The 21,576-nt window shown below is 66.7% G+C and carries 22 protein-coding genes; 13 read left to right on the forward strand and 9 right to left on the reverse strand.

The features are described 5' to 3' along the window. Positions 1-175 precede the first annotated feature (175 nt). From J2S73_RS00600 to J2S73_RS00615, 4 genes are all read left to right on the forward strand, one after another. Positions 176-1,090 (forward strand): metal ABC transporter substrate-binding protein, encoded by a 915-nt coding sequence (locus tag J2S73_RS00600; RefSeq protein ID WP_370874368.1) that lies wholly within the window; start codon positions 176-178, stop codon positions 1,088-1,090. Between the two features lie 89 nt (positions 1,091-1,179). Continuing rightward, positions 1,180-2,103 carry a manganese/iron ABC transporter ATP-binding protein gene (locus J2S73_RS00605; RefSeq protein WP_306883484.1) on the forward strand — a complete coding sequence of 308 codons (924 nt, stop codon included), beginning with the start codon at positions 1,180-1,182 and terminating at the stop codon, positions 2,101-2,103. Then, positions 2,084-2,986 carry a metal ABC transporter permease gene (locus tag J2S73_RS00610; protein ID WP_306883485.1) on the forward strand — a complete coding sequence of 301 codons (903 nt, stop codon included), beginning with the start codon at positions 2,084-2,086 and terminating at the stop codon, positions 2,984-2,986. Before J2S73_RS00605 ends, J2S73_RS00610 begins: the two co-directional genes overlap by 20 nt. Beyond that, positions 2,983-3,834, forward strand: a complete 852-nt coding sequence (locus J2S73_RS00615) for a metal ABC transporter permease (RefSeq protein WP_306883486.1) — start codon at positions 2,983-2,985, stop codon at positions 3,832-3,834. The genes J2S73_RS00610 and J2S73_RS00615 overlap by 4 nt, the downstream gene beginning before the upstream one ends. Here the strand turns inward: J2S73_RS00615 and J2S73_RS00620 are convergent. The 5 genes from J2S73_RS00620 to J2S73_RS00640 form a co-directional block, all read right to left on the reverse strand. Further along, the gene (locus J2S73_RS00620) at positions 3,831-4,919 is read right to left on the reverse strand and encodes a DUF1513 domain-containing protein (RefSeq protein ID WP_306883487.1); all 1,089 of its coding nucleotides are present in this window, start codon (positions 4,917-4,919) and stop codon (positions 3,831-3,833) included. The genes J2S73_RS00615 and J2S73_RS00620 overlap by 4 nt on opposite strands. A gap of 41 nt (positions 4,920-4,960) precedes the next feature. Further along, a complete protein-coding gene (locus J2S73_RS00625) occupies positions 4,961-6,064 on the reverse strand; it encodes an imelysin family protein (protein ID WP_306883488.1) in 1,104 nt (367 codons plus the stop codon). Then, positions 6,064-7,674: a di-heme oxidoreductase family protein gene (locus J2S73_RS00630; protein ID WP_370874369.1), complete on the reverse strand. Its 1,611-nt coding sequence runs from the start codon at positions 7,672-7,674 to the stop codon at positions 6,064-6,066. The genes J2S73_RS00625 and J2S73_RS00630 overlap by 1 nt, the downstream gene beginning before the upstream one ends. Positions 7,675-7,898: 224 nt before the next feature. Continuing rightward, entirely contained in the window at positions 7,899-9,164 is a 1,266-nt protein-coding gene (locus J2S73_RS00635) for an imelysin family protein (RefSeq protein WP_306883489.1), read from the reverse strand. Between the two features lie 39 nt (positions 9,165-9,203). After that, on the reverse strand, positions 9,204-9,704 hold the full coding sequence (locus tag J2S73_RS00640; protein ID WP_306883490.1) for a hypothetical protein: 501 nt from the start codon (positions 9,702-9,704) through the stop codon (positions 9,204-9,206). 504 nt (positions 9,705-10,208) lie between these two features. On the opposite strand from J2S73_RS00640, the gene J2S73_RS00645 reads away from it, so the two are divergent. The 5 genes from J2S73_RS00645 to J2S73_RS00665 all read left to right on the forward strand — a co-directional run bounded on the left by J2S73_RS00645 (position 10,209) and on the right by J2S73_RS00665 (position 14,876). Beyond that, positions 10,209-11,381 carry an ABC transporter substrate-binding protein gene (locus J2S73_RS00645; RefSeq protein WP_306883491.1) on the forward strand — a complete coding sequence of 391 codons (1,173 nt, stop codon included), beginning with the start codon at positions 10,209-10,211 and terminating at the stop codon, positions 11,379-11,381. Positions 11,382-11,514: 133 nt separating this feature from the next. After that, complete coding sequence (locus J2S73_RS00650) at positions 11,515-12,375, forward strand: branched-chain amino acid ABC transporter permease (protein WP_306883492.1); 861 nt, start codon at positions 11,515-11,517, stop codon at positions 12,373-12,375. Then, a complete protein-coding gene (locus J2S73_RS00655) occupies positions 12,372-13,409 on the forward strand; it encodes a branched-chain amino acid ABC transporter permease (protein WP_370874370.1) in 1,038 nt (345 codons plus the stop codon). The genes J2S73_RS00650 and J2S73_RS00655 overlap by 4 nt, the downstream gene beginning before the upstream one ends. Further along, on the forward strand, positions 13,406-14,158 hold the full coding sequence (locus tag J2S73_RS00660) for an ABC transporter ATP-binding protein (protein WP_306883493.1): 753 nt from the start codon (positions 13,406-13,408) through the stop codon (positions 14,156-14,158). The genes J2S73_RS00655 and J2S73_RS00660 overlap by 4 nt, the downstream gene beginning before the upstream one ends. Continuing rightward, positions 14,151-14,876: an ABC transporter ATP-binding protein gene (locus J2S73_RS00665; protein WP_306883494.1), complete on the forward strand. Its 726-nt coding sequence runs from the start codon at positions 14,151-14,153 to the stop codon at positions 14,874-14,876. The genes J2S73_RS00660 and J2S73_RS00665 overlap by 8 nt, the downstream gene beginning before the upstream one ends. Positions 14,877-14,897: 21 nt before the next feature. Here the strand turns inward: J2S73_RS00665 and J2S73_RS00670 are convergent, their stop codons facing one another. From J2S73_RS00670 to J2S73_RS00680, 3 genes are all read right to left on the reverse strand, one after another. Continuing rightward, the gene (locus tag J2S73_RS00670; RefSeq protein WP_306883495.1) at positions 14,898-15,866 is read right to left on the reverse strand and encodes a PDR/VanB family oxidoreductase; all 969 of its coding nucleotides are present in this window, start codon (positions 15,864-15,866) and stop codon (positions 14,898-14,900) included. Between the two features lie 80 nt (positions 15,867-15,946). Then, complete coding sequence (locus J2S73_RS00675) at positions 15,947-16,690, reverse strand: GntR family transcriptional regulator (RefSeq protein ID WP_306883496.1); 744 nt, start codon at positions 16,688-16,690, stop codon at positions 15,947-15,949. A 3-nt stretch (positions 16,691-16,693) separates the two neighbouring features. Then, positions 16,694-17,740: an aromatic ring-hydroxylating dioxygenase subunit alpha gene (locus J2S73_RS00680; RefSeq protein ID WP_306883497.1), complete on the reverse strand. Its 1,047-nt coding sequence runs from the start codon at positions 17,738-17,740 to the stop codon at positions 16,694-16,696. Between the two features lie 180 nt (positions 17,741-17,920). Between J2S73_RS00680 and J2S73_RS00685 the strand changes: the two genes are divergently transcribed. Further along, complete coding sequence (locus tag J2S73_RS00685; RefSeq protein ID WP_306883498.1) at positions 17,921-19,027, forward strand: 5-methyltetrahydropteroyltriglutamate--homocysteine S-methyltransferase; 1,107 nt, start codon at positions 17,921-17,923, stop codon at positions 19,025-19,027. 148 nt (positions 19,028-19,175) lie between these two features. Here J2S73_RS00685 and J2S73_RS00690 read toward each other — a convergent pair whose 3' ends face one another. After that, positions 19,176-19,664 carry an MgtC/SapB family protein gene (locus tag J2S73_RS00690; RefSeq protein ID WP_306883499.1) on the reverse strand — a complete coding sequence of 163 codons (489 nt, stop codon included), beginning with the start codon at positions 19,662-19,664 and terminating at the stop codon, positions 19,176-19,178. A 308-nt stretch (positions 19,665-19,972) separates the two neighbouring features. Between J2S73_RS00690 and J2S73_RS00695 the strand changes: the two genes are divergently transcribed. The 3 genes from J2S73_RS00695 to J2S73_RS00705 all read left to right on the forward strand — a co-directional run bounded on the left by J2S73_RS00695 (position 19,973) and on the right by J2S73_RS00705 (position 21,539). Continuing rightward, positions 19,973-20,191 carry a hypothetical protein gene (locus tag J2S73_RS00695; RefSeq protein WP_306883500.1) on the forward strand — a complete coding sequence of 73 codons (219 nt, stop codon included), beginning with the start codon at positions 19,973-19,975 and terminating at the stop codon, positions 20,189-20,191. Next, the gene (locus tag J2S73_RS00700; protein ID WP_306883501.1) at positions 20,181-20,375 is read left to right on the forward strand and encodes a PLDc N-terminal domain-containing protein; all 195 of its coding nucleotides are present in this window, start codon (positions 20,181-20,183) and stop codon (positions 20,373-20,375) included. Before J2S73_RS00695 ends, J2S73_RS00700 begins: the two co-directional genes overlap by 11 nt. A gap of 138 nt (positions 20,376-20,513) precedes the next feature. Beyond that, a complete protein-coding gene (locus J2S73_RS00705) occupies positions 20,514-21,539 on the forward strand; it encodes a sodium:calcium antiporter (protein WP_306883502.1) in 1,026 nt (341 codons plus the stop codon). Positions 21,540-21,576 lie beyond the last annotated feature (37 nt).

Genomic DNA, 21,576 nt, shown 5'->3' on the forward strand with positions numbered 1-21,576 from the left:
CCTGCCCCCGGGCTCGCTATATTCACCGGAATATAGCGGCAGACGCTAGCCTGCTTCCGGTCCGACATCAAGGCGGGTCCCGGTGTCTTCTTGCAAATCGTTCGCACTTGCAGGAACGACCGTGACGGACTATGTGTCAGTTGCACATGCAAGTTACTTTCAATAAGGATTGAGGATGGCAGGAAAGCTCCGAGCGCTCGCCGTGTCCGGCATGGCCGCAGCGACGATCCTCACGGCTTCGGCCGGTCCGACCCGGGCGGACGCCCCCTTCAAGGCGGTCACGACCTTCACCGTGCTGGCCGACATGGCGCAGAACGTTGCCGGTGACGCGGCCGTGGTGGAGTCCATCACCAAGCCCGGCGCCGAGATCCACGGCTACGAGCCGACGCCCCAGGACATCGTCCGCGCCCAGGATGCGGACCTGATCCTCTGGAACGGGCTCAACCTGGAGCTCTGGTTCGAACAGTTCCTCAGCAATCTGGGAGATGTTCCGTCGGCGACGCTGACCGACGGCATTGATCCGATCCCGATCGCCGAAGGCGCCTACGAGGGAAAGGCCAATCCCCACGCCTGGATGGGCCTCGACAACGCGATGGTCTATGTCGACAACCTCGTCGCCGCCTTCTCCGAGCACGACCCGGACAACGCGGCCACCTACGAAGCCAACGGCGCGGCCTACAAAGACGAGATCCGCGCCACCATCCAGCCGCTGCGCGATGCGATCGCTAAGCTCCCGGAGGACAAGCGCTGGCTGGTGACCTGCGAGGGGGCGTTCTCCTATCTCGCCCGCGACTTCGGTCTCAACGAACTCTATCTCTGGCCGATGAACACCGACCAGGTCGGCACCCCGCAGCAGGTGCGCAAGGTGATCGACGGGGTGCGCAACAACGACATTCCGGTGGTGTTCTGCGAGAGCACGGTCAGCACGCGCCCCGCGGAGCAGGTCGCCCGGGAAACCGGCGCGCGCTATGGCGGCGAACTCTATGTGGATTCCCTGTCGGACGCCGGCGGGCCGGTTCCCACCTATCTGGATCTGTTGCGGGTGACGTCGGAAACCGTGGTGAACGGCCTGACCGGAAACGCGAACTGAACCCCGGAGGACTGCGTATTTCTCCGGGAGCGGACACGTAGAAACACAGGTCGGCGTACAGGGGCGCGCCGGCCGGGAGATCAAGAGCCGTGCTCGACCAGACACAGGTAACCGACGGGAAGGCGGCGGAGCAGGATCCCTCCGGCGGCATCCTCGCCCGCAACGTGACGGTCACCTATCGCAACGGCCACACCGCGCTGCACGACGCCAGCTTCGAGATCCCGCGCGGAACCATCACCGCGCTGGTGGGCGTCAACGGTGCGGGCAAGTCGACCCTGTTCAAGGCGATCATGGGCTTCGTGCCGGCCGCGCGCGGCGAGATCCGGCTGCTCGGCCGGACGGTGCGCCAGGCGCTGAAGGAGAACCTGGTCGCCTACGTGCCCCAGTCCGAGGAGGTTGACTGGGCCTTTCCGGTGCTGGTCGAGGACGTGGTCATGATGGGGCGCTACGGCCACATGGGCTTCCTAAGGCGGCCGTCCCGCGCCGATCACGCCGCCGTCGACCGCGCGCTTGCCCGGGTCAACATGACCGACTTCCGCCACCGCCAGATCGGCGAGTTGTCCGGCGGTCAGCGCAAGCGGGTGTTTCTGGCCCGCGCGCTCGCCCAGGACGGCCAGGTGATCCTGCTCGACGAGCCGTTCACCGGTGTCGACGTGAAAACGGAAGACCAGATCGTGGCGCTCCTGCGCGATCTGAGGGACGAAGGCCGGGTCATGCTGGTCTCCACCCACAATCTGGGCTCGGTTCCGGAATTCTGCGACCGCACCGTACTGGTCAAGGGCACGGTGATCGCCTACGGCCCGACGGCGGAGACCTTCACCCGCAAGAACCTGGAGCGCGCCTTCGGCGGCGTGCTGCGCCACTTCACCCTCGGCGGCTCGGACCTGCACGAGGACCATGCGGAGGATTCGCGCCAGGTCAGCATCCTCACCGACGACGAACGACCGCTGGTCCAGTACGGCGACCGCACCTGGACCCAGCAGGGAGGTCCGGATGAGCCCGGTGCTGCTTGAGCCGTTCACCTACGGCTACATGACCAACGCCATGTGGGTGTCGGCGCTGGTCGGCGGCGTGTGCGCGTTCCTGTCCGCCTATCTGATGCTGAAGGGCTGGAGCCTGATCGGCGACGCGCTGTCCCACTCGGTCGTGCCGGGTGTGGCCGGCGCCTACATCCTCGGCCTGCCGTTCGCCCTCGGCGCGTTCGTGGCCGGCGGTCTGGCGGCCGGGGCCATGCTGTTTCTGAGCGAGCGCTCGGGCCTGAAGATCGACGTGATCATCGGCCTGATCTTCACCGCCTTCTTCGGGCTCGGCCTGTTCATGGTGTCGGTCAACCCGATGGCGGTCAGCATCCAGACCATCGTCATGGGCAACATTCTCGCCATCACGCCAAGCGACACGCTGCAGCTCGCGCTGATCGGGATCGTTTCGCTGGCCGTGCTGCTGCTCAAGTGGAAGGACCTGATGGTCACCTTCTTCGACGAGAACCACGCCCGCTCCATCGGGCTGCGGCCGGGGCTCCTGAAGGCGGTCTTCTTCGTGCTCCTGTCGGCGTCCGTGGTCGCCGCCATGCAGACCGTCGGCGCGTTCCTGGTGATCGCCATGGTGGTCACGCCCGGCGCCACCGCCTACCTGATCTGCGACCGGTTTCCGCGCCTGATCCTGCTGTCAGTCGCCATCGGCGCGGTGACCGGCTTCGTCGGGGCCTATGCCAGCTATTTTCTGGACGGGGCCACCGGCGGCGTCATCGTCAGCCTGCAGACGGTGCTGTTCCTGATCGCCTTCGTGTTCGCGCCCAAGCACGGCCTGCTCGCCGCGCGGCGCAAGGCGGCCGAGGCACTGAGGACACCGGCCGGCGCGACGCCGGGCCCGGCGTTCGGCGAGGGAGCCGAGCGATGATCGATACCCTGCTTCTGCCGTTCCAGTTCCCGTTCATGCAGAAGGCGTTTCTGATCGCGGCGATCGTGGCGGTCCCGACGGCGCTGCTCTCCTGCTTTCTGGTCCTCAAGGGCTGGGCCCTGATGGGCGACGCGGTGAGCCACGCCATCCTGCCCGGCATCGTGCTGGCCTGGATCACCGGGCTGCCGCTGCTCCTGGGCGCGTTCGCCGCCGGCATGACCTGCGCGCTTCTGACCGGCTATCTCAGCCACAACAGCCGGGTGAAGCAGGACACGGTCATGGGGGTGGTGTTTTCCGGCATGTTCGGCGTCGGGATCATTCTCTACACCTCGATCCACACCAACCAGCACCTGGATCACATCCTGTTCGGGAACCTGCTTGGCGTGGGCGCGCAGGATCTGTGGACCGCCGGCCTGATCTCGCTCGGCGTGACCGCGGTGTTCCTTCTGAAATGGAAGGACTTTCTGCTGCACGCCTTCGATCCGGCCCAGGCCCGGGCGAGCGGACTTCCGGTCAACCTGCTACACTACGGGCTGCTGGCGGTGCTGTCGCTCACCATCGTGGCGACGCTGTCGTCCACCGGGCTGATCCTGGCCGTGGGGCTCCTGATCGCGCCGGGAGCGATCGCGTTCCTGGTGGTGCGCAGCTTCGGCTGGATGCTCGCGGTGTCGGTGCTCGTCGCGCTGGCCGGCATGCTGGGCGGCACCTATGCGAGCTTCTTCCTGGATTCCTCGCCGGCCGCGACGATCGTGCTTCTGCTCAGCGCGCTGTTCGTGGTCGCGTTCGTCCGCCGCATCCACCTGACACGGCAGGCCTCGCGCCGGGAGGCGGCAACGGTGACCGGTTAGACCGGCAGCGCAAACGCCTGGATGTGGTTGTCCCAGGCGACCCGCGGATCCTCGCTGACGAGGGCTCCATCGCGCCAAAGGTGCCCGCGCCCGTCGGAATAGACGAAGCCGGAGCCGAACCCCGTCAGGCCGCAGGTGTCGGGCACGGCGCGCTCGGCGAGCACGGCCCGGCTCTCCACGTCGAACACGACCATGGTGCCGCCCCGCGGGCTGGTGCTGGCCACCCGCCTGCCGTCGGGGCTCGTCGCCATCGCGCCGATATAGTGGTTCATGTTGCGGTAGATCGCGGGCGCCGCCGATACCACCCGGGCCTCGCCGCCGCGCCGGTGGCTGCCGACCAGCTCCACCTCGTCGGTCTTCGGCCCCTCGTACTGGCCGCCGAACCAGACCGACCCGTCGCCGGCCTCGGTCAGGTGCCGGATCGACATCTGCCGGTAGGCGGACGGAAGCACGACCCGGTCGACCAGATCGCCGGTCTCGGCGTCGACATAGGCGAGGCACGGCTCCATCGTCGCGAGATTGAGCTTCATGCGCGGAAAGTCCGGGTGCGTCGCCAGTCCGCCGTTGGCAATGGCGATGGTCCGGCCGTCCGACATCATCAGCGCCTGGTGCGGACCGATGCCGCCGGCGTCGATCTCGCCGATACGGGCGAAATCCGCGCCCGCGTCATAGACGCCGAGCACACCGCGCTCCCCGTCGAAATCGTTCTCGGTGGCATAAAGCAGACGGCCGTCGGGCGAGAAGAAACCGTGGCCGTAGAAATGCCGGTCCTCCGGCGGGGTGAACACCAGCCTGCGCTTGCGACCGGCCACGTCGATGACCATCGCGAACCGGTCCGGCCGGCGCGCGAAGACCACGGCGGTCCGCCGGTCCGGGGTGAGGGCGGCGTCGTGGCCGCGGCGCTCGAGCGGGACGGAGAACAGGATCCGGCCGTCGAGGTCGAACACGGCGGCGATGTTGCTGCCGTCGGCCTCCTGCCGGCAGGCGAGAAAAGCGGGTTGCTCCGCGGCCTGGGCGAACCGGCAGAGCGGCAGGAAACCGAGGCTCGCCATACCGGCGAGCACGGCGCGGCGGTTAACGGTCATGAGCAGTCTCCGCGTGACCGGCGACAGTCCGGCAGCCGGACCTAGTCGCCATCCAGGGAATTGAAGCCGAGGATCAGGCCCAGGGCGGCCGGGTAGCGTTCGGCCAGGATCTCGAGCGCTCCGTCGATCGGGATGGTCGCATAGAGAAGCTGGCCGTGCGCCTCCGGCTCCTCGGCCAGCTCGATCCAGGGCGTGCCGTCAGCCGCGAGCTCCGAGAGGACCCGTCGCGCCTCGCCGATCTGGAAGGCCAGCGATCCGGCGTTGAAGGCTGCGTCGTCGGGCAGAAGCTCGGCCAATCCGCTGTCGTTCTGGAGCGTCAGGATCGCGGCGAGATTGGCGTCCATGGAGGACAGCACCAGCCCGGACCGCCAGAACGGCGACAGCTTCGGCCGCGCATCGTCGGGCTCCTCGCCGACGATCGCCCGGATCTTCATGTCGCTGACGATCTGAAGCTGTTCCCGAGCCGCTTCGAGGAACTCCTGCAGCGCCTCGCCATGGGAGCGGTAGATCGGATTGTCCGGTCCGGCCGACAGCATCAACTCGCCATAACCGCCTTCGCCGGTCCAGCCGTCGCGGATGTCGGTCGCCGTTGCCAGGATCGCGCCGGCGATCGCCTCCGCATAGCGGCAGCGGTACCCGGCGGGCGTCTCGGCGAGCACGACGGCATCGTCGTCGGACAGCACGTAGTCGAGGGCGATGAGCCCCTGCACAGCGACGCTCTTGTCCTGCAGGCTTTCGACCTCCAGCGCGCTCGGATCCTCCTCGGCCAGCAGACCCTGGACCTGGCGCAGGCCGATGCCGCGCCGGTCGGGCCAGAAGAACAGCCGCTCGAACCGGTTCTCCTCGCGGGCCGGACCGAACCGGTAGGGCTCGACCGAGGAGAAGGCGCGCACCAGATCGGCAAACCGGTCCCGGGCGGTGGCGAGCGCCTCCTCGTTCGGCGCCTCGCACAGCGCCGCGACGGCCTCGTGTTCGGCGTCGGCCGCCCGGACGAGATCGTCATAGGCGGGCACCACCACATGGCCGATGATGCCGCTGACCGTCGGCCGGAACGGTATGGGCTCGGCCGGCTGTGCGAGTGCGGCTGTCCCAAAGGCCCCGACAAGGGCGGCAGCGGCGGCGGTTCGGATCCAGAATACGGTCATCAGAGCGACTCCAGGAAGCGGATCATCGCCGCCCGATCGTCGGACGGCATCGCGGCAAACGCATCGCGCGCCGCCTGTGCCTCGCCACCATGCCAGAGAATGGCCTCGGTGAGGGTCCGGGCGCGACCGTCGTGCAGGAAATAGGTGTGGCCGCTGACCTCCTCGGTCAGCCCGATGCCCCACAGCGGGGCCGTGCGCCACTCGGTCCCGTCGGCGTCGCCCACAGGACGGTGATCGGCCAGTCCCTCGCCCATGTCGTGCAGCAGCATGTCGGAATAGGGCCAGATCAGCTGAAAGCGGTGTTCCGGCCGCCCCGCGTCCCGGCTGGTGACGAATTTCGGCACGTGGCAGGAGGCGCAGCCGCTGGCATAGAACATCTCCTTGCCGCGCAGGACCTGCGGGTCCTCGATGTCGCGCCGGGCGGGAACGGCGAGGTTCTCGGAATAGAAGGTGACCAGCTCCATGATCGGATCCGGCGCTTCGGTCGCCCCCAGCCGCTCCTGAACCCCGTTCGGCATCTCCTGGCAGCGGACCTGCCGATCGGTGCAGTCGCCGTCGGCGTCCGGCACGTCCGGCGTGGAGATCCCGATATCGCCGGAAAAGGCGTTCGCCGACTGCAGCCGGACGTTCGGCATGGAAGCCTTCCAGCCGAAGCGGCCGAGGGTCAGGCGCGCGGTTTCCGGGTCGAGCACGAATTGCGGCTTGCCGGATATGCCGTCGCCATCCCGGTCGTCGGGATCGGCGTTGGCGAGAATGTCGGCGGGGTGGATGGCCTCCAGCAGGCCGAGCCCGATCATCGGCTGGGCGACCCGCGGCGACAGCATCGCTTCGGGATCGAGTGGCCCGTAGCCCAGGTCCTCCACCGAGTAGGACGGCTTGCGCAGCGTCACGACCTCGCCGCCGGCGAGCTCCACCGGCACGTCCTCGTAGGTGATCCGCATCTTGCCTTCGCCCGGAAGGCCCGGGACGGCAAAATCCTGAAGCTGGCCGCCATAGGTCGGTTCGGGCACGAACAGCAGCGTCTTGCTGGCCAGCGCCTCGAGGTCCGCCTCGGTCTTGGGCGGAACCGAAAGCCTCAGGAACATGGAGGTGGCGAGATCGTCCGGTCCTTCCGGCGGATGGCCGCGCCCGTCCTTCAGATGGCAGCGCTGGCAGGAGCGCGCATTGTAGAGCGGTCCGAGCCCGTCGGACGCCTGGGTGGAGGAGGGGGCCGGGACCCAGATCTTCTTGAACAGGCCGTTTCCGACCTTGAAATCCTGCTCCCCCTCGAAGCTGAGATTGGCCGAGGGATGGGAGAACGCATTGGTGTTGACGGTCGCCAGCGACGTCGCCGCGCCGGCCGACATGCGTTCGAAATTCTCCGCCTTGGAGAAATCGTCGGTGGGGGCGGTCACCGCCTCGACCCGCGCGCGATCCTCCGGCGTCAAATCCGTCCGCTCGGTGGGCAGATCCACCTGCCCGGAGCGATCAGGCGCCGTCTGTGCGCCGGCCGTTGCTCCGATCACGAGCACCGCCAGGCAGGCGAAACCGCCCGCGGCGACCACACCAAAGCCACGCCGGTCGCGACGCTGCCGGGCGGCCCCGAACACTCTGCAAAAACGCCTTGTCATGGTCTCAAGCGGCCTCAAAAGCGCCACCCGTGCTAGAGCATTTCCCGTTCGGATTGGCTCAATCTGAACGACAAGGAATTGCTCAACCTATTGAACCTGGAGCCATTTCCAATCGATGAGGTGTATCCACCTGATCGGAAAAGGCTCCAAGCCCCGAAAATGCCGCAGGGCGGACCGATGGCCCGCCCTGCGCTCAATCGTTCGATCAGAAAGTGATGGTCCGATTACTGGAAGACCGCATTCGGGTTGTCCAGGCTGTCGGAGCCTTCGAACTCGATCGCGTTGAGCTCCAGCGCGGCCACGGCGCGCTCGATCGACCGGGTCTGATCGATGAGGCCGTCGATCGCGGCCTGGACCACCGCGTTGCCGATATCGTTGCCTTCGCCGATCATCTGGTCATAGGCCTCGACCGATTCCGCCCGGGCGCGCATGATCGCCATGGCGGCCACGGTAGCGTGGATCTTCTCCAGAAGCTCCTGGTTCACCTCAGGGGCCTTCGCCTCGACCAGATCGCTGATCGACGGCCCTTCGACCACGGTGCCGTCGATGCGGCGATAGCGGCCGGTGTAGACGTTCTGAATGCCGATCTGGTCGAAATAGTGCGAGTTGTGGGTGTTGTCGGCGAAGCAGTCATGCTCCTCCTCCGGATCGTGGAGCAGGAGGCCGAGCTTCATCCGCTCGCCGGCGAGTTCGCCGTAGGAAAGGGACCCCATGCCGGTCAGGATCGCGGCCAGGCCGGCCTGCTCGTCGTCCATCAGGTTCTGGCGGGCCTCGCCGTCCTCGCCCCAGGCCGCCACGATGTCCTTGAGGTCGGAGATGAGCAGCTCGGAGGCGGCCTTCAGGTACTCGCCGCGCCGGTCGCAGTTGCCGTGGGTGCAGTCGTCACCGGTGGCATAGTCGGTCGCCGGACGGCTTCCCGCGCCCGCTTCCGTGCCGTTCAGGTCCTGACCCCAGAGCAGGAACTCGATGGCGTGGTAGCCGGTGGCGACGTTGGCCTCGACCTCCTCGGCCTCGTGCAGGGTGTTCTGCAGCAGATCCGCGGTAATCTCGGTCGCGTCGACCTCTTCGCCGTTCACCGTTAGCTTGGGATTGGCGATCACGTTGACCGTGTAGAGTTCGTTGGCGTCCGACTCGGTGCCGTAGGAGGCGTCGACATAGTCGATCAGACCCTCGTCCAGCGGCCAGGCGTTCACCTTGCCCTCCCAGTCGTCGACGACCGGGTTGCCGAACCGATAGGCCTCGGTCTGCTGGTAGGGAGCGCGCGCGGCGATCCAGGCGGCCTTGGCGGCCAGCAGCGTGTCCTCGCCCGGATTGGCGATAAGGTTGTCGATCGCGGCATCCAGCGCCTGGGCGGTCTTCAGCGAGTCCTCATAGCCGGCGTGCGCGATGTCGGCATAGGTGGTCAGCACCTCCGCCGGCGACTGCGCCATCGCGGAGCCGCTGAACGCCAGCGTCGTGGCTGCGGCCGCGAATGCGAGCTTTCGGAACATGGTTTCCTCCTTCGGAAATTTCTGGGGAGATCGAAAGGTCTAGTGAATGCGCGGGATATCGCCGCGCGCGAGAATTTCCTGGATGGCGCCGGGCGCGACCGGGTGCAGGGCCTGGCCGAGTTCCATCAGCGTGTCGGCGTAGCGGTCGGCGGCCGCGCCGATCTCGACACGCCGCGCACAGCCGGACAGCGCCTCGATACAGCATCCGCACAGATCGACGTCGCCGTGCTGGGCTGCGGCGATCAGTCCGACGGCAAGACACTCCTCCCGGCACAGCCGGTCGGCACCGGTCGGAAAGATGCGCAGGGGACAGTCGGCACACCCGCGCAGGGTGCGCACGAACGCGGACAGATCGGCGACGGCCCGGCGGCCGTCGACCATCCCAAGCTCGCTCGTGTAGAAGGACCAGGTGTGCTCCCACGGCTCGATGGAGCCGGTCTGGTATCCGGCCATCCAGTTGCGGTAGCCTTCGATCACCAGCCGCTCCGGCCGCCGATCCATGAAGCTGCCATCCGACACGTGGGACGCCTGTCGGCCCATACTCAACCCGCCTCTGCGAACGCCTGCCGGTCGTTCTCGTCTGCCCCTCGGCCATCCGGCCGATCTCAGGGCAATCAGGTCCGGCCCGCCCCGGAAGCGCATCGCTACGACCGGGTCGGACTGCCTGCCGATCGAAGATAAAAACGATTCTAATCTTCAAATTCTCAGCGTTTGATGGATAATTGGAATCGAATTGGGCCTCAACCCTTATCTTTTTGAAAAACTTCAGACGCGAAGTTGAATAATTCCAATATAAATGCTGAAGTACTTCTTATAGACGCGGTCGCTCGGCCGATCACGGTCGGTGGGACAGGGCGGGGCTTGCCTTGACAGGCCGGCGGGGACGGGGCCAATCCGTGCCCCCGAATTCGGACCAGACGGCATCGGATCGGGGCCAGGCCACTCAGGCGGAAATCAGATGGCCCGGTATCGCGATGCGGCCAGCGGGGCTATAACGGCATCACCGATGGCGACGAAACGCCGCCAGCGAAAAGGAGGGAACGAATGATTTCGAAACGGTTTCTGACAAAAGCCGGCGTGGTCGCGGCCACCCTTGTGATTTCGGGCGCCGCTTTCGCGCAGGACACGGTGAAGGTCGGGCTGATCCTGCCGATGACCGGACCGTTCGCATCGACCGGCCGACAGGTCTCCACCGCCGCGGAAGCGTACATGGACGTTCACGGCAGCGAGGTCGCCGGCAAGGAAATCGAACTCATCATCGAGGACGACGGCGGCGTTCCGGACCAGACCAAGCGCATCGCCCAGGAACTGGTGGTCAACGAGGACGTCGACATCCTGGCCGGGTTCGGCCTGACGCCGCTGGCCTTCGCGACGGCCCCGATCGCCAGCCAGGCCAAGGTGCCGATGGTGGTGATGTCGGCGGGTACGTCGTCGATCACGGAGAAGTCCCCGTACATCGCCCGCACCTCGTTCACGCTGGCCCAGTCCACGGTTCCGCTCGCGAAATGGGCTGCGGAGAACGACATCAAGTCGGTCGTCACCGTCGTCGCCGACTACGCACCGGGCATCGACAGCGAGAACTCGTTCTCCAAGGAGTTCGAGAGCCACGGCGGCGAGATCGTCGAGAAGATCCGCGTGCCGGTCGCCAATCCGGACTTCGCCCCGTTCCTGCAGCGGGTGCGCGACCTGGAGCCGGACGCGGTGTTCGTGTTCGTGCCGTCGGGCGTGGGCTCTGCCTTCATGAAGCAGTTCCGCGATCGCGGGCTCGACGAAGCCGGCATCCAGCTGATCGGTACCGGTGACGTCACCGACGACGACATCCTCAACGACATGGGCGACGTGGCCAAGGGCGTGATCACCACGCACATCTACTCCGCCGCCCACGAGTCGGAGCTGAACGACACCTTCAAGGAAGCGTTCCGCGCGGCCGGCGGCGAGCGGCCGAACTTCATGGCCGTCGGCGGCTGGGACGGCATGGCGCTGATCTATCAGGCGCTGGAGAAGACCGGCGGCGACACCGACGGCGATGCCCTCATCGAGGCGATGAAGGGCCTGGCCTGGGAGAGCCCCCGCGGCCCGATCTCCATCGACCCGGAGACCCGCGACATCATCCAGGACATCTACTATCGCGAGGTCAAGGACGTCGACGGCGAGCTCTACAACGTCGAGTTCGGCAAGGAAGAGGCCGTGAAGGACCCGGTCAAGGCCGGCCAGTAACCCGCCCCGAAAAGGGATCTGCCGTCCGGCTCCGGCCGGGCGGCGGATCCGCGTCGCGTGACCCGCGGCCCACGGAACGCCCGTTCGCCGGGCCGTTCGGCACCATCGGTTCCAGCCGGATCAAGATGTCTCGATGCTGACCATTCTCTTCGACGGCATTGCCTACGGCATGCTCCTGTTCGTGCTCGCCTGCGGGCTGGCCGTCACCCTGGGCCTCATGAACTTCGTGAACCTCGCCCACGGCGCGTTCGCCATGGCCGGCGGCTACCTGACCGTCGTCCTGATGAACAGCTACGGCGTGTCGTTCTTCCTCTGCCTGCCGTTCGCCTTCCTGTTTTCCGCCCTGATCGGGGTGGTCCTCGAACGGACGCTCTATCGCCACCTCTACGACCGCAGCCACCTGGACCAGGTGCTGTTCTCCGTCGGTCTCATCTTCATGGCGATCTCGGCGGTCGACTTCTTCATGGGCGCCCGCCAGCAGATCGTCACGCTGCCGGACATCCTGCGCGGACGGATCGAGATCTTCGGCGTGCCCGTCGGGGTCTACCGGCTGTTCATCATCTTCATGTGCGCCCTGATCATGGTCGGGCTGCAGTACGCGCTGGCCTATACGCGGTTCGGAAGCCGGCTGCGCGCCGCGGTCGATGACGGCCGCGTGGCACGGGGGCTGGGCATCAATGTCAGCATCGTCTTCGCCGTCACCTTCGCCGTCGGCTCCGGCCTGGCCGGACTGGGCGGGGCGCTCGGCGCCGACATCCTGGGCCTCGATCCGACCTTTCCGCTGCGCTTCATGATCTACTTCCTGATCGTCGTCACCGTCGGTGGCACGTCGTCCATCACCGGTCCGTTCGTCGCCTCGCTGATCCTCGGGATCGCGGACGTGGCCGGGAAATACTACTTCCCCGCGCTCGGCTCGTTCGTGATTTACGCGGTGACCATCGGGCTGCTTCTGTGGCGGCCCTACGGTCTTGTCTCCAAGGAGGGCGCGCGATGAGTGAGCCGACCGACAAGACCGCCCCGCCGGCGCCCTCCGATCCGGTTCGCCTGATCGCACGCAAGACCGCGTGGGGGCCGATGGAGATCATTTTCTGGCTGGCCGCGCTGGCCTCGGTCTTCTTCCTCCCGAAGAGCTATCTCCTGCTCAACGACATCGCCATCCTGGCGCTGTTCGCGCTCTCGCTCGACCTGCTGCTCGGCTATGCCGGCATCCTGTCGCTCGGCCACGCCGCCTTTTTCGGGCTCGGCGCCTATGCCGCCGGGCTGTTCTCCATCCACGTATCGGCGGAACCGGTCACGGGCCTGCTGGTCGCCGGCGTCGCCGCCGGCATCCTCGGCTTCCTGTCGAGCTTCCTGGTGCTGCGCGGCAGCGATCTCACCCGGCTGATGATCACCCTCGGCGTCGCCCTGATGCTGCTGGAGGCGGCCAACCAGTGGCGCTCTCTCACCGGCGGCGCGGACGGTCTGAGCGGCATGGTCATGGACCCGATCCTGGGGATGTTCGCATTCGACCTGTGGGGCAAGACGGCCTACATCTATTCGCTGACCACCCTGTTCATCCTGTTCGTGATCGCCCGGCGCCTGGTCAATGCGCCGTTCGGGCTCTCGCTCAAGGCCGTGAAGGGCAACTGGACCCGCGCCACCACCGTCGGCGTGGCCGGCAACCGGCGCCTCGTGGCGATCTACACCATCGCCGCCGTCTATGCCGGGATCGCCGGCGGACTGCTCGCCCAGACGTCCCAGTTCGTCTCCCTCGACGTGCTGGCGTTCCAGCGCTCGGCGGACGGGCTGCTGGTGCTGGTGATCGGCGGCACGGGCTACCTCTATGGCGGACTGATCGGCGCGATCATCTTCAAGCTGATGCACGACACGATCGCTGCGCTGACCCCGCAATACTGGCTGTTCTGGCTCGGTCTCGTGCTGGTCGTGATCGTCATGGTGGGGCGGGACCGGATCTTCGCCGGTCCGCAGTTCGTGGTGGCCTGGATCGGTGCGCACCTCAAGGCGCTGACGGGGAGGGGCGAGCGATGACACCGATCCTGGAAACGGACTCGCTGGTCTGCCGCTTCGGCGGGCTGGTGGCCACCAACGACGTCTCGCTGAAGCTGAACGAAGGCGCCCGCCACGCCCTGATCGGGCCCAACGGCGCGGGCAAGACCACCTTCATCAACCTTCTCACCGGCGCCCTGAAGCCCACCTCGGGGACCATCCGGCTGGAGGGCGTGGACGTGACCCGCGAGCCCGCGCACAAGCGGGCCGCGCGGGGCATGTCCCGGACGTTCCAGATCAATCAGCTTTTTGCCGACCTGACGCCGCTGGAGACGGTCACCTTTGCGGTGCTGGAACGCCAGAACCACGGGATCGATCCGTTCCGGTCCGTTGCCGGCCACCGCGCCGAGATCGACGAGGCCGCCTCTATTCTGGAGCGGTTCCGGCTCGGCGACGTGATGGACTGGAAGACGTCCGACCTGCCCTACGGCAAGCAGCGCCTCCTGGAGATTGCCGTGGCGATCGCGGCCAAGCCGAAGGTGCTGCTTCTTGACGAGCCGGCCGCCGGCGTGCCGGAGGAGGAGCGCCACGAGATCCTCGACATGGTCAACGGCCTGCCGAAGAGCGTGGCCGTCCTTCTGATCGAGCACGACATGGATCTGGTGTTCTCGTTCGCCGAGCGGATTTCCGTGCTGGTCCAGGGGGCTCTCCTGGTCGAGGGCACGACCGAAGAGGTCGCCAACGACCCGGCGGTCCGCACCGCCTATCTCGGGGAGGATGCCGATGAGTGAGCTTCTTCGCGTCGAAGAGCTGGTCGCCGGCTACGGGCCCGCGGTTGTGCTCACCGGGGTGTCGTTCAAGCTGGAGGAGGGGGAATCGCTTGCCCTTCTCGGCCGCAACGGCACCGGCAAGACGACCCTGATCAACAGCCTCGTCGGCGTGACCACCTACAAGTCGGGCCGGATCGTCTTCGACGGCAAGGACATCGCCCGCACGCCGGTGGAGTCCCGTGCCGCGCTCGGCCTCGGCTGGGTTCCCCAGGAGCGCAACATCTTCCGCTCGCTTTCGGTGGAAGAGAACCTGACCGCCACCGCGCGGCCCGGCACCTGGACGCTCGAGCGCGTCTACGAGCTGTTTCCGCGGCTCGCCGAGCGCAAGACCAACATGGGCAACCAGCTGTCGGGCGGCGAGCAGCAGATGCTCGCCGTCGCGCGCGCCCTGATGCTCAATCCCCGCCTGCTTCTGCTCGACGAGCCGCTGGAAGGTCTCGCCCCGATCATCGTCGACGAGCTGATGGGCGTGCTCCACCGGGTGGTCAGCGAAGAGGGGCTGTCGGCCATCATCGTGGAACAGAAGGCGCGCAAGATCCTGAACGAGACCGACAAGGCCATCATTCTGGATCGCGGATCGGTCATTCACGAGAGCGCCAGCCGCGACCTGCTCGCCGACGATGCGATGCTTTCCTCGCATCTCGGCGTTGCCCAGGGAGCGGCGCGGCCTGGCGCGTGATCGTGTCGGCTGCCGCAGCTATTAGCCCCGGTAGCCGATGTCGATGACGGCTTCGCCCTCGGCCAGCCGAGAGACGCAGGCGCACATGGCGGTGTTCGCCTGCTTCTCCTCCTCGGAGAAAAACACGTCGCGATGGTCGATCCGACCGTTGAGGTCGACGATCCCCACCGAGCACAGGCCGCACTCGCCGCGCCGGCAATCGGAGATCATCTCCACGCCGGCGGCGTCGAGCGCATCGAGCAGCGACTGGTCCGGGCGCACGCCGACGGTGATGTCCATGTTCAGGATCCGGACCTGGAACGGGCGCTCCGGCTCGGCCCCTGAATCGCCGAACACCTCGTAGCGCAGCCGGCTCGACGGTCGGCCGCGATCGGCCCACAGCGCCTTCGCTTCCTGCAGCATCGGCAACGGCCCGCAGATATAGAGTTCGCCGTCCGCAGCGAGCTCGTCGATGGCCGACGCGAGATCGATCCGCCCGCCGTCCTCGGCCACGAAGATCTCGGCCCGCGCTCCCAGGGACGCCTTCACATCGCGGTCGAAAGCCAGCTGATCGCGGCGATGGACGCCGTAGAGAAGCCGGACCCTGGCATCGCGCTCGGCGAGCGCTTCCGCCATGCCCAGGATCGGCGTGATGCCGATACCCCCGGCGACGAGAAGATAATCCCGGGTCTGCCATGACAGTTCGAACCGGTTCTCCGGCAGGCTCAGGCGGACCTCGTCGCCCTCGGCGAGGCGCCACATGTAGCGGGAGCCGCCGCGGCTGGCTTCGTGGCGCTTGACCGCGATCCGGATCCGACCGGCCGGCGCCGGGAGACAGCTGTAGCTGCGCTCGGCCCGCCCGTGGTCGAGGGCGACGGAGACCGTCACGTGGGAGCCCGGCTGGAAGGCCGGCACGCCACCGGCCACGTCGAACTCGATCTGGCGGATATCCGCCGCGATGGTTTCGGCACGGACGACCTTCGCGTCGCGCCAGTCCAGACGACCCTTCATGGTCATGTCCTCCGGTGGAGCCCGGTCCGCCCGATCCGGATCGACCGCACGGACGGGCTCGCGCTGTTGGTCCGCTGTCCCTACCCGGTGACCAGGAAAAGGCCCGGCACCTTGCGGATCAGCTTCTTGTTTTCGATGACGTAGTCGAGATTCTGCCGGGCCAGCCGCGCATGCTCCCGGGCGAGCGCTTCGGCACGGCCGCCCTGGCGCATCTCGATCGCATTCAGGATCGCCCGGTGCTGGGACTGGGCGATAATGAGCGAGACCTGACACTGGGGAATTTCGGCCTGGACCTCGAGGAACGCGCTCGGGTCGGAAAACGGCAGGCTGGTGACCCGATCGATCTCGCGGCGGATCATGTCGCTGCCGCACAACGACTTGAGCGCCTCGTGGAATTCCTGATTGCGGGCGATGTAGGCGGGAAAATCGATCTCCGCGGCGGGCTTGCCGACGATTCGGTCAAGCTCGTCCATGAGCCCGTTGAGGGAGGCCAGGCGCGACGGCACCACGCCGCGTTCCGCGGCTAGCCGCGCGGCGGTTCCTTCCAGCACGCCGCGCAGCTCGATGGCATCTCCGATATCGGCTTCCGAGAACGAGCGGACCGCATAGCCGCCGGAGGGGATCATTTCGAGAATGCCCTCCTGCTCCAGACGCGCAAGGGCCGCCCGCACCGGTGTGCGCGAGAGGCCGAGACGCTCGGAGATCGTGATTTCCGAGAGCCGTTCCCCGGGCATCACCTCTCCCGAGAACACCAGTTCGCGGATGCCGAGCACCGCCTTCACCGACTGGGTGACGTTGCGCTCGGGAAGTGACTTCGGGGTCATGGCCTACTCCGCTGCGACCGCCAATTCGGTCTCCTGTGCGATCATCCGGTCGATCAACCTGCGGGCCCACATCGATCCGGCATCGATGTTGAGATTGTAAAAGACGTGGTCGGGATTGTCCTCGATCGCCTTCTGCTGGGCCTCGAGGATCAGCTCGTCTTCCCGGAAGATCGTCGCCACGCCTTCGCGGAGTTCGTGGGTGCGCGCCTGGTTCGTGAGGTCGTAGTTGCGCGCGAACGCCCAGAAATAGAGGCAGGTCGATTCCGTTTCAGGCGTGATGGTGTTGAGCACGAACCCGTTCACACCCTGGGACCGATCGCCTTCGGGCGCGCCGGTTCCTGTCGGGGCGACGCCGACGTCGATCGCGATGGTGGCGGGCGCCTCGAAATTGATGATCTGCCAGCGATCGACGTTGCCGGGCTTGCCGAGCTGGGCGCGCCAGAACGGCGGCGGATCGATGTCGGTCATCCAGCGGGTGACCGTCGCGGTCCGGTCGGTGTGGGTGGTCTGGAAGGGGGACTCCGCGACCGCCTTGTTGCCGATCGAGGATCCGTGGACATAGGTCTCGTGGGTGAGATCCATCAGATTGTCCAGCACCAGCCGGTAGTTGCAGGCGACCCTGATGAGCTTGCCGTCGGCCGCCCAGGCGGGATCGTTGTTCCAGTGCAGATCGGGGATCAGGGCCGGATCGGCCAGCGCCGGATCGCCGGGCCAGATCCAGGCGAAGCGGTGCCGCTCGACGACGGGGTAGCGGCGCACACAGGCGGACGGATTGATCGTCTCCTGCGACGGCATGTATACACATCGCCCGGTATCGTCGAATTCGAGGCCGTGATAGCCGCACACGACGGTGTCGCCCTCGAGGCGGCCCATCGACAGGGGAAGCAGCCGGTGCCAGCAGGCGTCCGCCAGGGCGGCGATCTCGCCGCCCTGCTTGCGGTAGAGCACCACCGGCTGTCCGCAGATCGTTCGAGGCAGAAGCGCGCGCTTCACCTCGACGTCCCAGGCGGCCGCGTACCAGGCATTCAAAGGAAAACTACGCCCTGTCATCGGTTCCTCCCAGACGAGCGTTTATCGTATCCTTATTGTATACAGGTTGACCTCACAAACCGCAAGGTCGATAACCCTTGCGTTCATGACGGCCGAGTGGCCGCACCCTGCGCCGAACGTCTTCCTGTTCGTGCGCAGGTCAGTTCCTCAGGAATTCAATCCTCAAGGGAGGCCTTTTTCATGACGACGAAAGCTCCGTTCCGCGCCGACGAGGTCGGCAGCCTGCTGCGCCCCCAGCGGCTGAAAGAGGCCCGCGCCGCCCGCGAGGCGGGCACGCTCGACGCGGCCGGCCTGAAGGCGGTCGAGGACGAGTGCATCCGCGAGATCGTCAAGCGTCAGGAAGAAGTCGGCCTGAAGGCCGTCACCGACGGCGAGTTCCGCCGGTCCTGGTGGCATTTCGACTTCATGGGCGGCCTGGAAGGCGTCGAGGTCGTGGAGCACGACCAGGGCATCCAGTTCAGCGGTGTGCAGACCAAGTCGCAGACGCTGGCGGTCAAGGACAAGGTCGCCTTCGGCAACCACTACATGATCGACCACTTCCGCTTCCTGAAGGAGGTGACCTCGGTCGAGCCGAAGATGACCATTCCGTCCCCGACCGTGCTGCATTTCCGCGGCGGCCGCCGTTCGATCTCCAAGGACATCTATCCGGATCTGGACGCCTTCTTCGCCGACACCGCCGAGGCCTACGCCCAGGCGATCAAGGCCTTCTACGATGCCGGCTGCCGCTATCTGCAGTTCGACGACACGGTCTGGGCCTATCTGTGCTCGGAGAAGGAGATGCAGGCGGCCCGGGACCGCGGCGAGGAGACCGACGGCCTGCAGCAGATCTATGCCGACATGATCAACCATGCGCTGAAGGCCAAGCCGGCGGACATGACGATCACGACCCACGTCTGTCGCGGCAACTTCCGCTCCTCGTGGATCTCCGAGGGCGGCTACGAGCCGGTGGCCGAGACGCTGCTGTCGAAGATCAACTATGACGGCTATTTCCTGGAATACGACAGCGACCGCGCCGGCGGCTTCGAGCCGCTCCGCTTCCTGCCGAAGGGCGACAAGCGGGTCGTGCTCGGCCTGATCACCTCCAAGTCCGGCGATCTGGAGAGCCGAGAGGACGTGCTCAAGCGGATCGAGGAAGCCTCCAAGTTCGCGCCGAAGGAGCAGTTCTGCCTGTCGCCCCAGTGCGGCTTCGCCTCGACCGAGGAAGGCAACATCCTCACCGAGGAGCAGCAGTGGGCGAAGCTCGGCTTCGTGGTGGACGTCGCCAAGGAGGTCTGGGGCGAGATCTGATCGCGCCGCAGACCTGTCCGGCAGCGGGCTGATACCGGCCCGCTTCCCGGCCACAACGACCAGTTTGGGCCGGTCCTTCGGGGCCGGCCCTTTTCTTGTCGGGCTGTCGTTCGTGCCTGGGCCAGTCCGATCGGGACCGCTCCAAGGCCTACCGGTCCTTGCGATCGGCCGCCCGCCCGATGAGGTGGTCGACGCCGCGCAGGATGACGATGATGAAGACGGCGAACGCGGCCGCGATCACCGCAATCCAGACATAGCCGAGGCCGGTCGCCGCGCCGATCGCGCCGGCGAGCCACAATCCCGCCCCCGTCGTGATCCCGCGGACAACCGGACCCGCCTTGATGATCGATCCGGCCGCCAGAAACGCGACGCCGGCCGTGACCGCTTCCAGCACCCGGATCGGATCCACCCGGGCATGGTCGGGCAGCGTCATGGCCATGACTTCCTGCATCAGGATGGCGAAGACCGCCGCCGCGAGAGCGACGAGCATGTGGGTCCGCAATCCGGCCGAGCGCTGGCGCACTTCGTGGTCAAACCCGACGACGCCGCCGAGCAGAGCCGCGATACCGAGCCGGGCGAGGATCACCAGGACCGGCATCTCGGTCGGGTGGACCACACTGGTGAACGAGGTCTCCATCTGCGTCCGATCCTTCCGAAACCTGCTGTCCCTGGGCAACTTCTCGGGACGGGCTTCGGTTGCGCGGGCTCCGGGATTTCCGTCGCCGATGAAGCCTGCCCCCGTTCGCGCGCCCGCCGCAAGTCCACCCATCCGGAAGCCCGGTTTGCGACTGTCGCCCTCCGCGCCCGGGACGGGGATTGATCGCCGTCAGGAACCGACAGCCGGCAAAGCCGTTGGACTTATCGCATTGACATGATCGCAAGCCGCCAGCGCGCCGTCGGCGTCGCCCACCGGCGCGCGATCGCGACCGGGAAAGGAGGCATCCGATGAGTGCTGACAAGAACGACACCACTCCCGAACTGAACGGCCAGTTTTCACCCGAGGCCGAAGCGGCCCTGGCGAAGAACGCCAAGGAGGTCGACGAACAGGCCGCCGCACTGCGCCGCGCCGTAGACAAGTCCGGTGCCGGCGATCAGGCCCACTTGGACAGCACACCCGCGCCGAACGAACTCGGCAAGCAGAAGGACGCATCCCATGGGGCTTGAATTCGGGGGCCTGCTCGGCCTGATCATTCTGGCACTGGATATCTATGCCATCGTCAAGATCATCGGCTCGGGCGCGTCGACCGGGGCGAAGGTCATCTGGATTCTCGTCATTCTCTTCCTGCCGCTGATCGGGCTCATTCTGTGGCTTCTGTTCGGTCCGTCCAAGCCGGCCATTCATACGTGAGCGCGCGCGCCGAGCGTTGATCGGCGCCCGCCCGCCAGACGGGCGGGCGCATTCGTACTCTGCCGCATAGTCCAGCTTCTCAATCGCGTCACGGCGCACACCCTGCGCCGTGACGTTCTATTTCGACGGACCTTTCACATGTTCGAACAGCCGATCGTTGCCCTGGGCGCTTTTGTTGCGGCCGCAGTGGTCATCACGCTCGCCGGCATCCGCATGTCAGGCACGGCCGACGAGCTCGCCGACCGGACCGGCCTCGGCGAGGCTCTGATCGGCGGTATTCTTCTGGGGGCCAGCACGTCGCTTTCGGGAACGGTCACCTCGGTGACCGCGGCCTATGGCGGCTATGCATCGCTTGCGGTTTCGAACGCGATCGGCGGCATCGCCGCCCAGACCGTCTTCCTGGCGATCGCCGACCTGATCTATCGGCGCAGCAACCTGGAACATGCGGCGGCTTCGGAGACCAACCTGATCCAGGGCGCGTTGCTGGTCGTGCTCCTGGCGATCCCGGCGCTGGCCATGGTCACGCCGGAGTTTGCGATCTTCGCGATCCACCCGGTCACACCCATCCTGCTGGCGGCCTACATCTACGGCCTCAGGCTGACCCATGCGGCCCAGATGGCGCCGATGTGGAGCCCCCGCAAGACGCGCGAAACACGGGACGACGTTCCCGAGGAGCCCGACGACGACGATCCGTCAACCAAACGGCTCGTCGCAGAGTTCGCGGGCCTGCTCGCAGCCGTCGGCTTCTCCGGCTGGATCCTGGCGAACTCGGCCGTGACCATATCGGAGTGGGCCGGGCTCTCCCAGACCCTGGTCGGCACCCTGTTCACCGCCATCACCACGTCGCTGCCGGAACTGGTCACGACGATCGCCGCCGTGCGGCGGGGCGCGCTGCAGCTCGCTGTCGGCGGGATCATCGGCGGCAACACCTTCGACGTCCTCTTCCTGGTAGGGGCCGACGTCGCCTATCGCGACGGTTCGATCTTCCATGCCGTCGGCGAGCGCGAGGTCTTCCTGCTCGTCTGGTCGATCCTGATGACCGGCATCCTGCTGCTCGGCCTGATCCGACGGGAGAAGCACGGTGTCGCCGGCATCGGGTTCGAAAGTGCCGCGTTGCTGGCCGTCTTCGGCGTGGGCGTGGCGATCCAGGTGGCGCTCGGCTGAACGCCGCCTTGCCGAACGATGGCAGCCGAGGCGGGGA

The sequence above is a fragment of the Amorphus orientalis genome (assembly GCF_030814015.1).
GTDB lineage: Bacteria > Pseudomonadota > Alphaproteobacteria > Rhizobiales > Amorphaceae > Amorphus > Amorphus orientalis.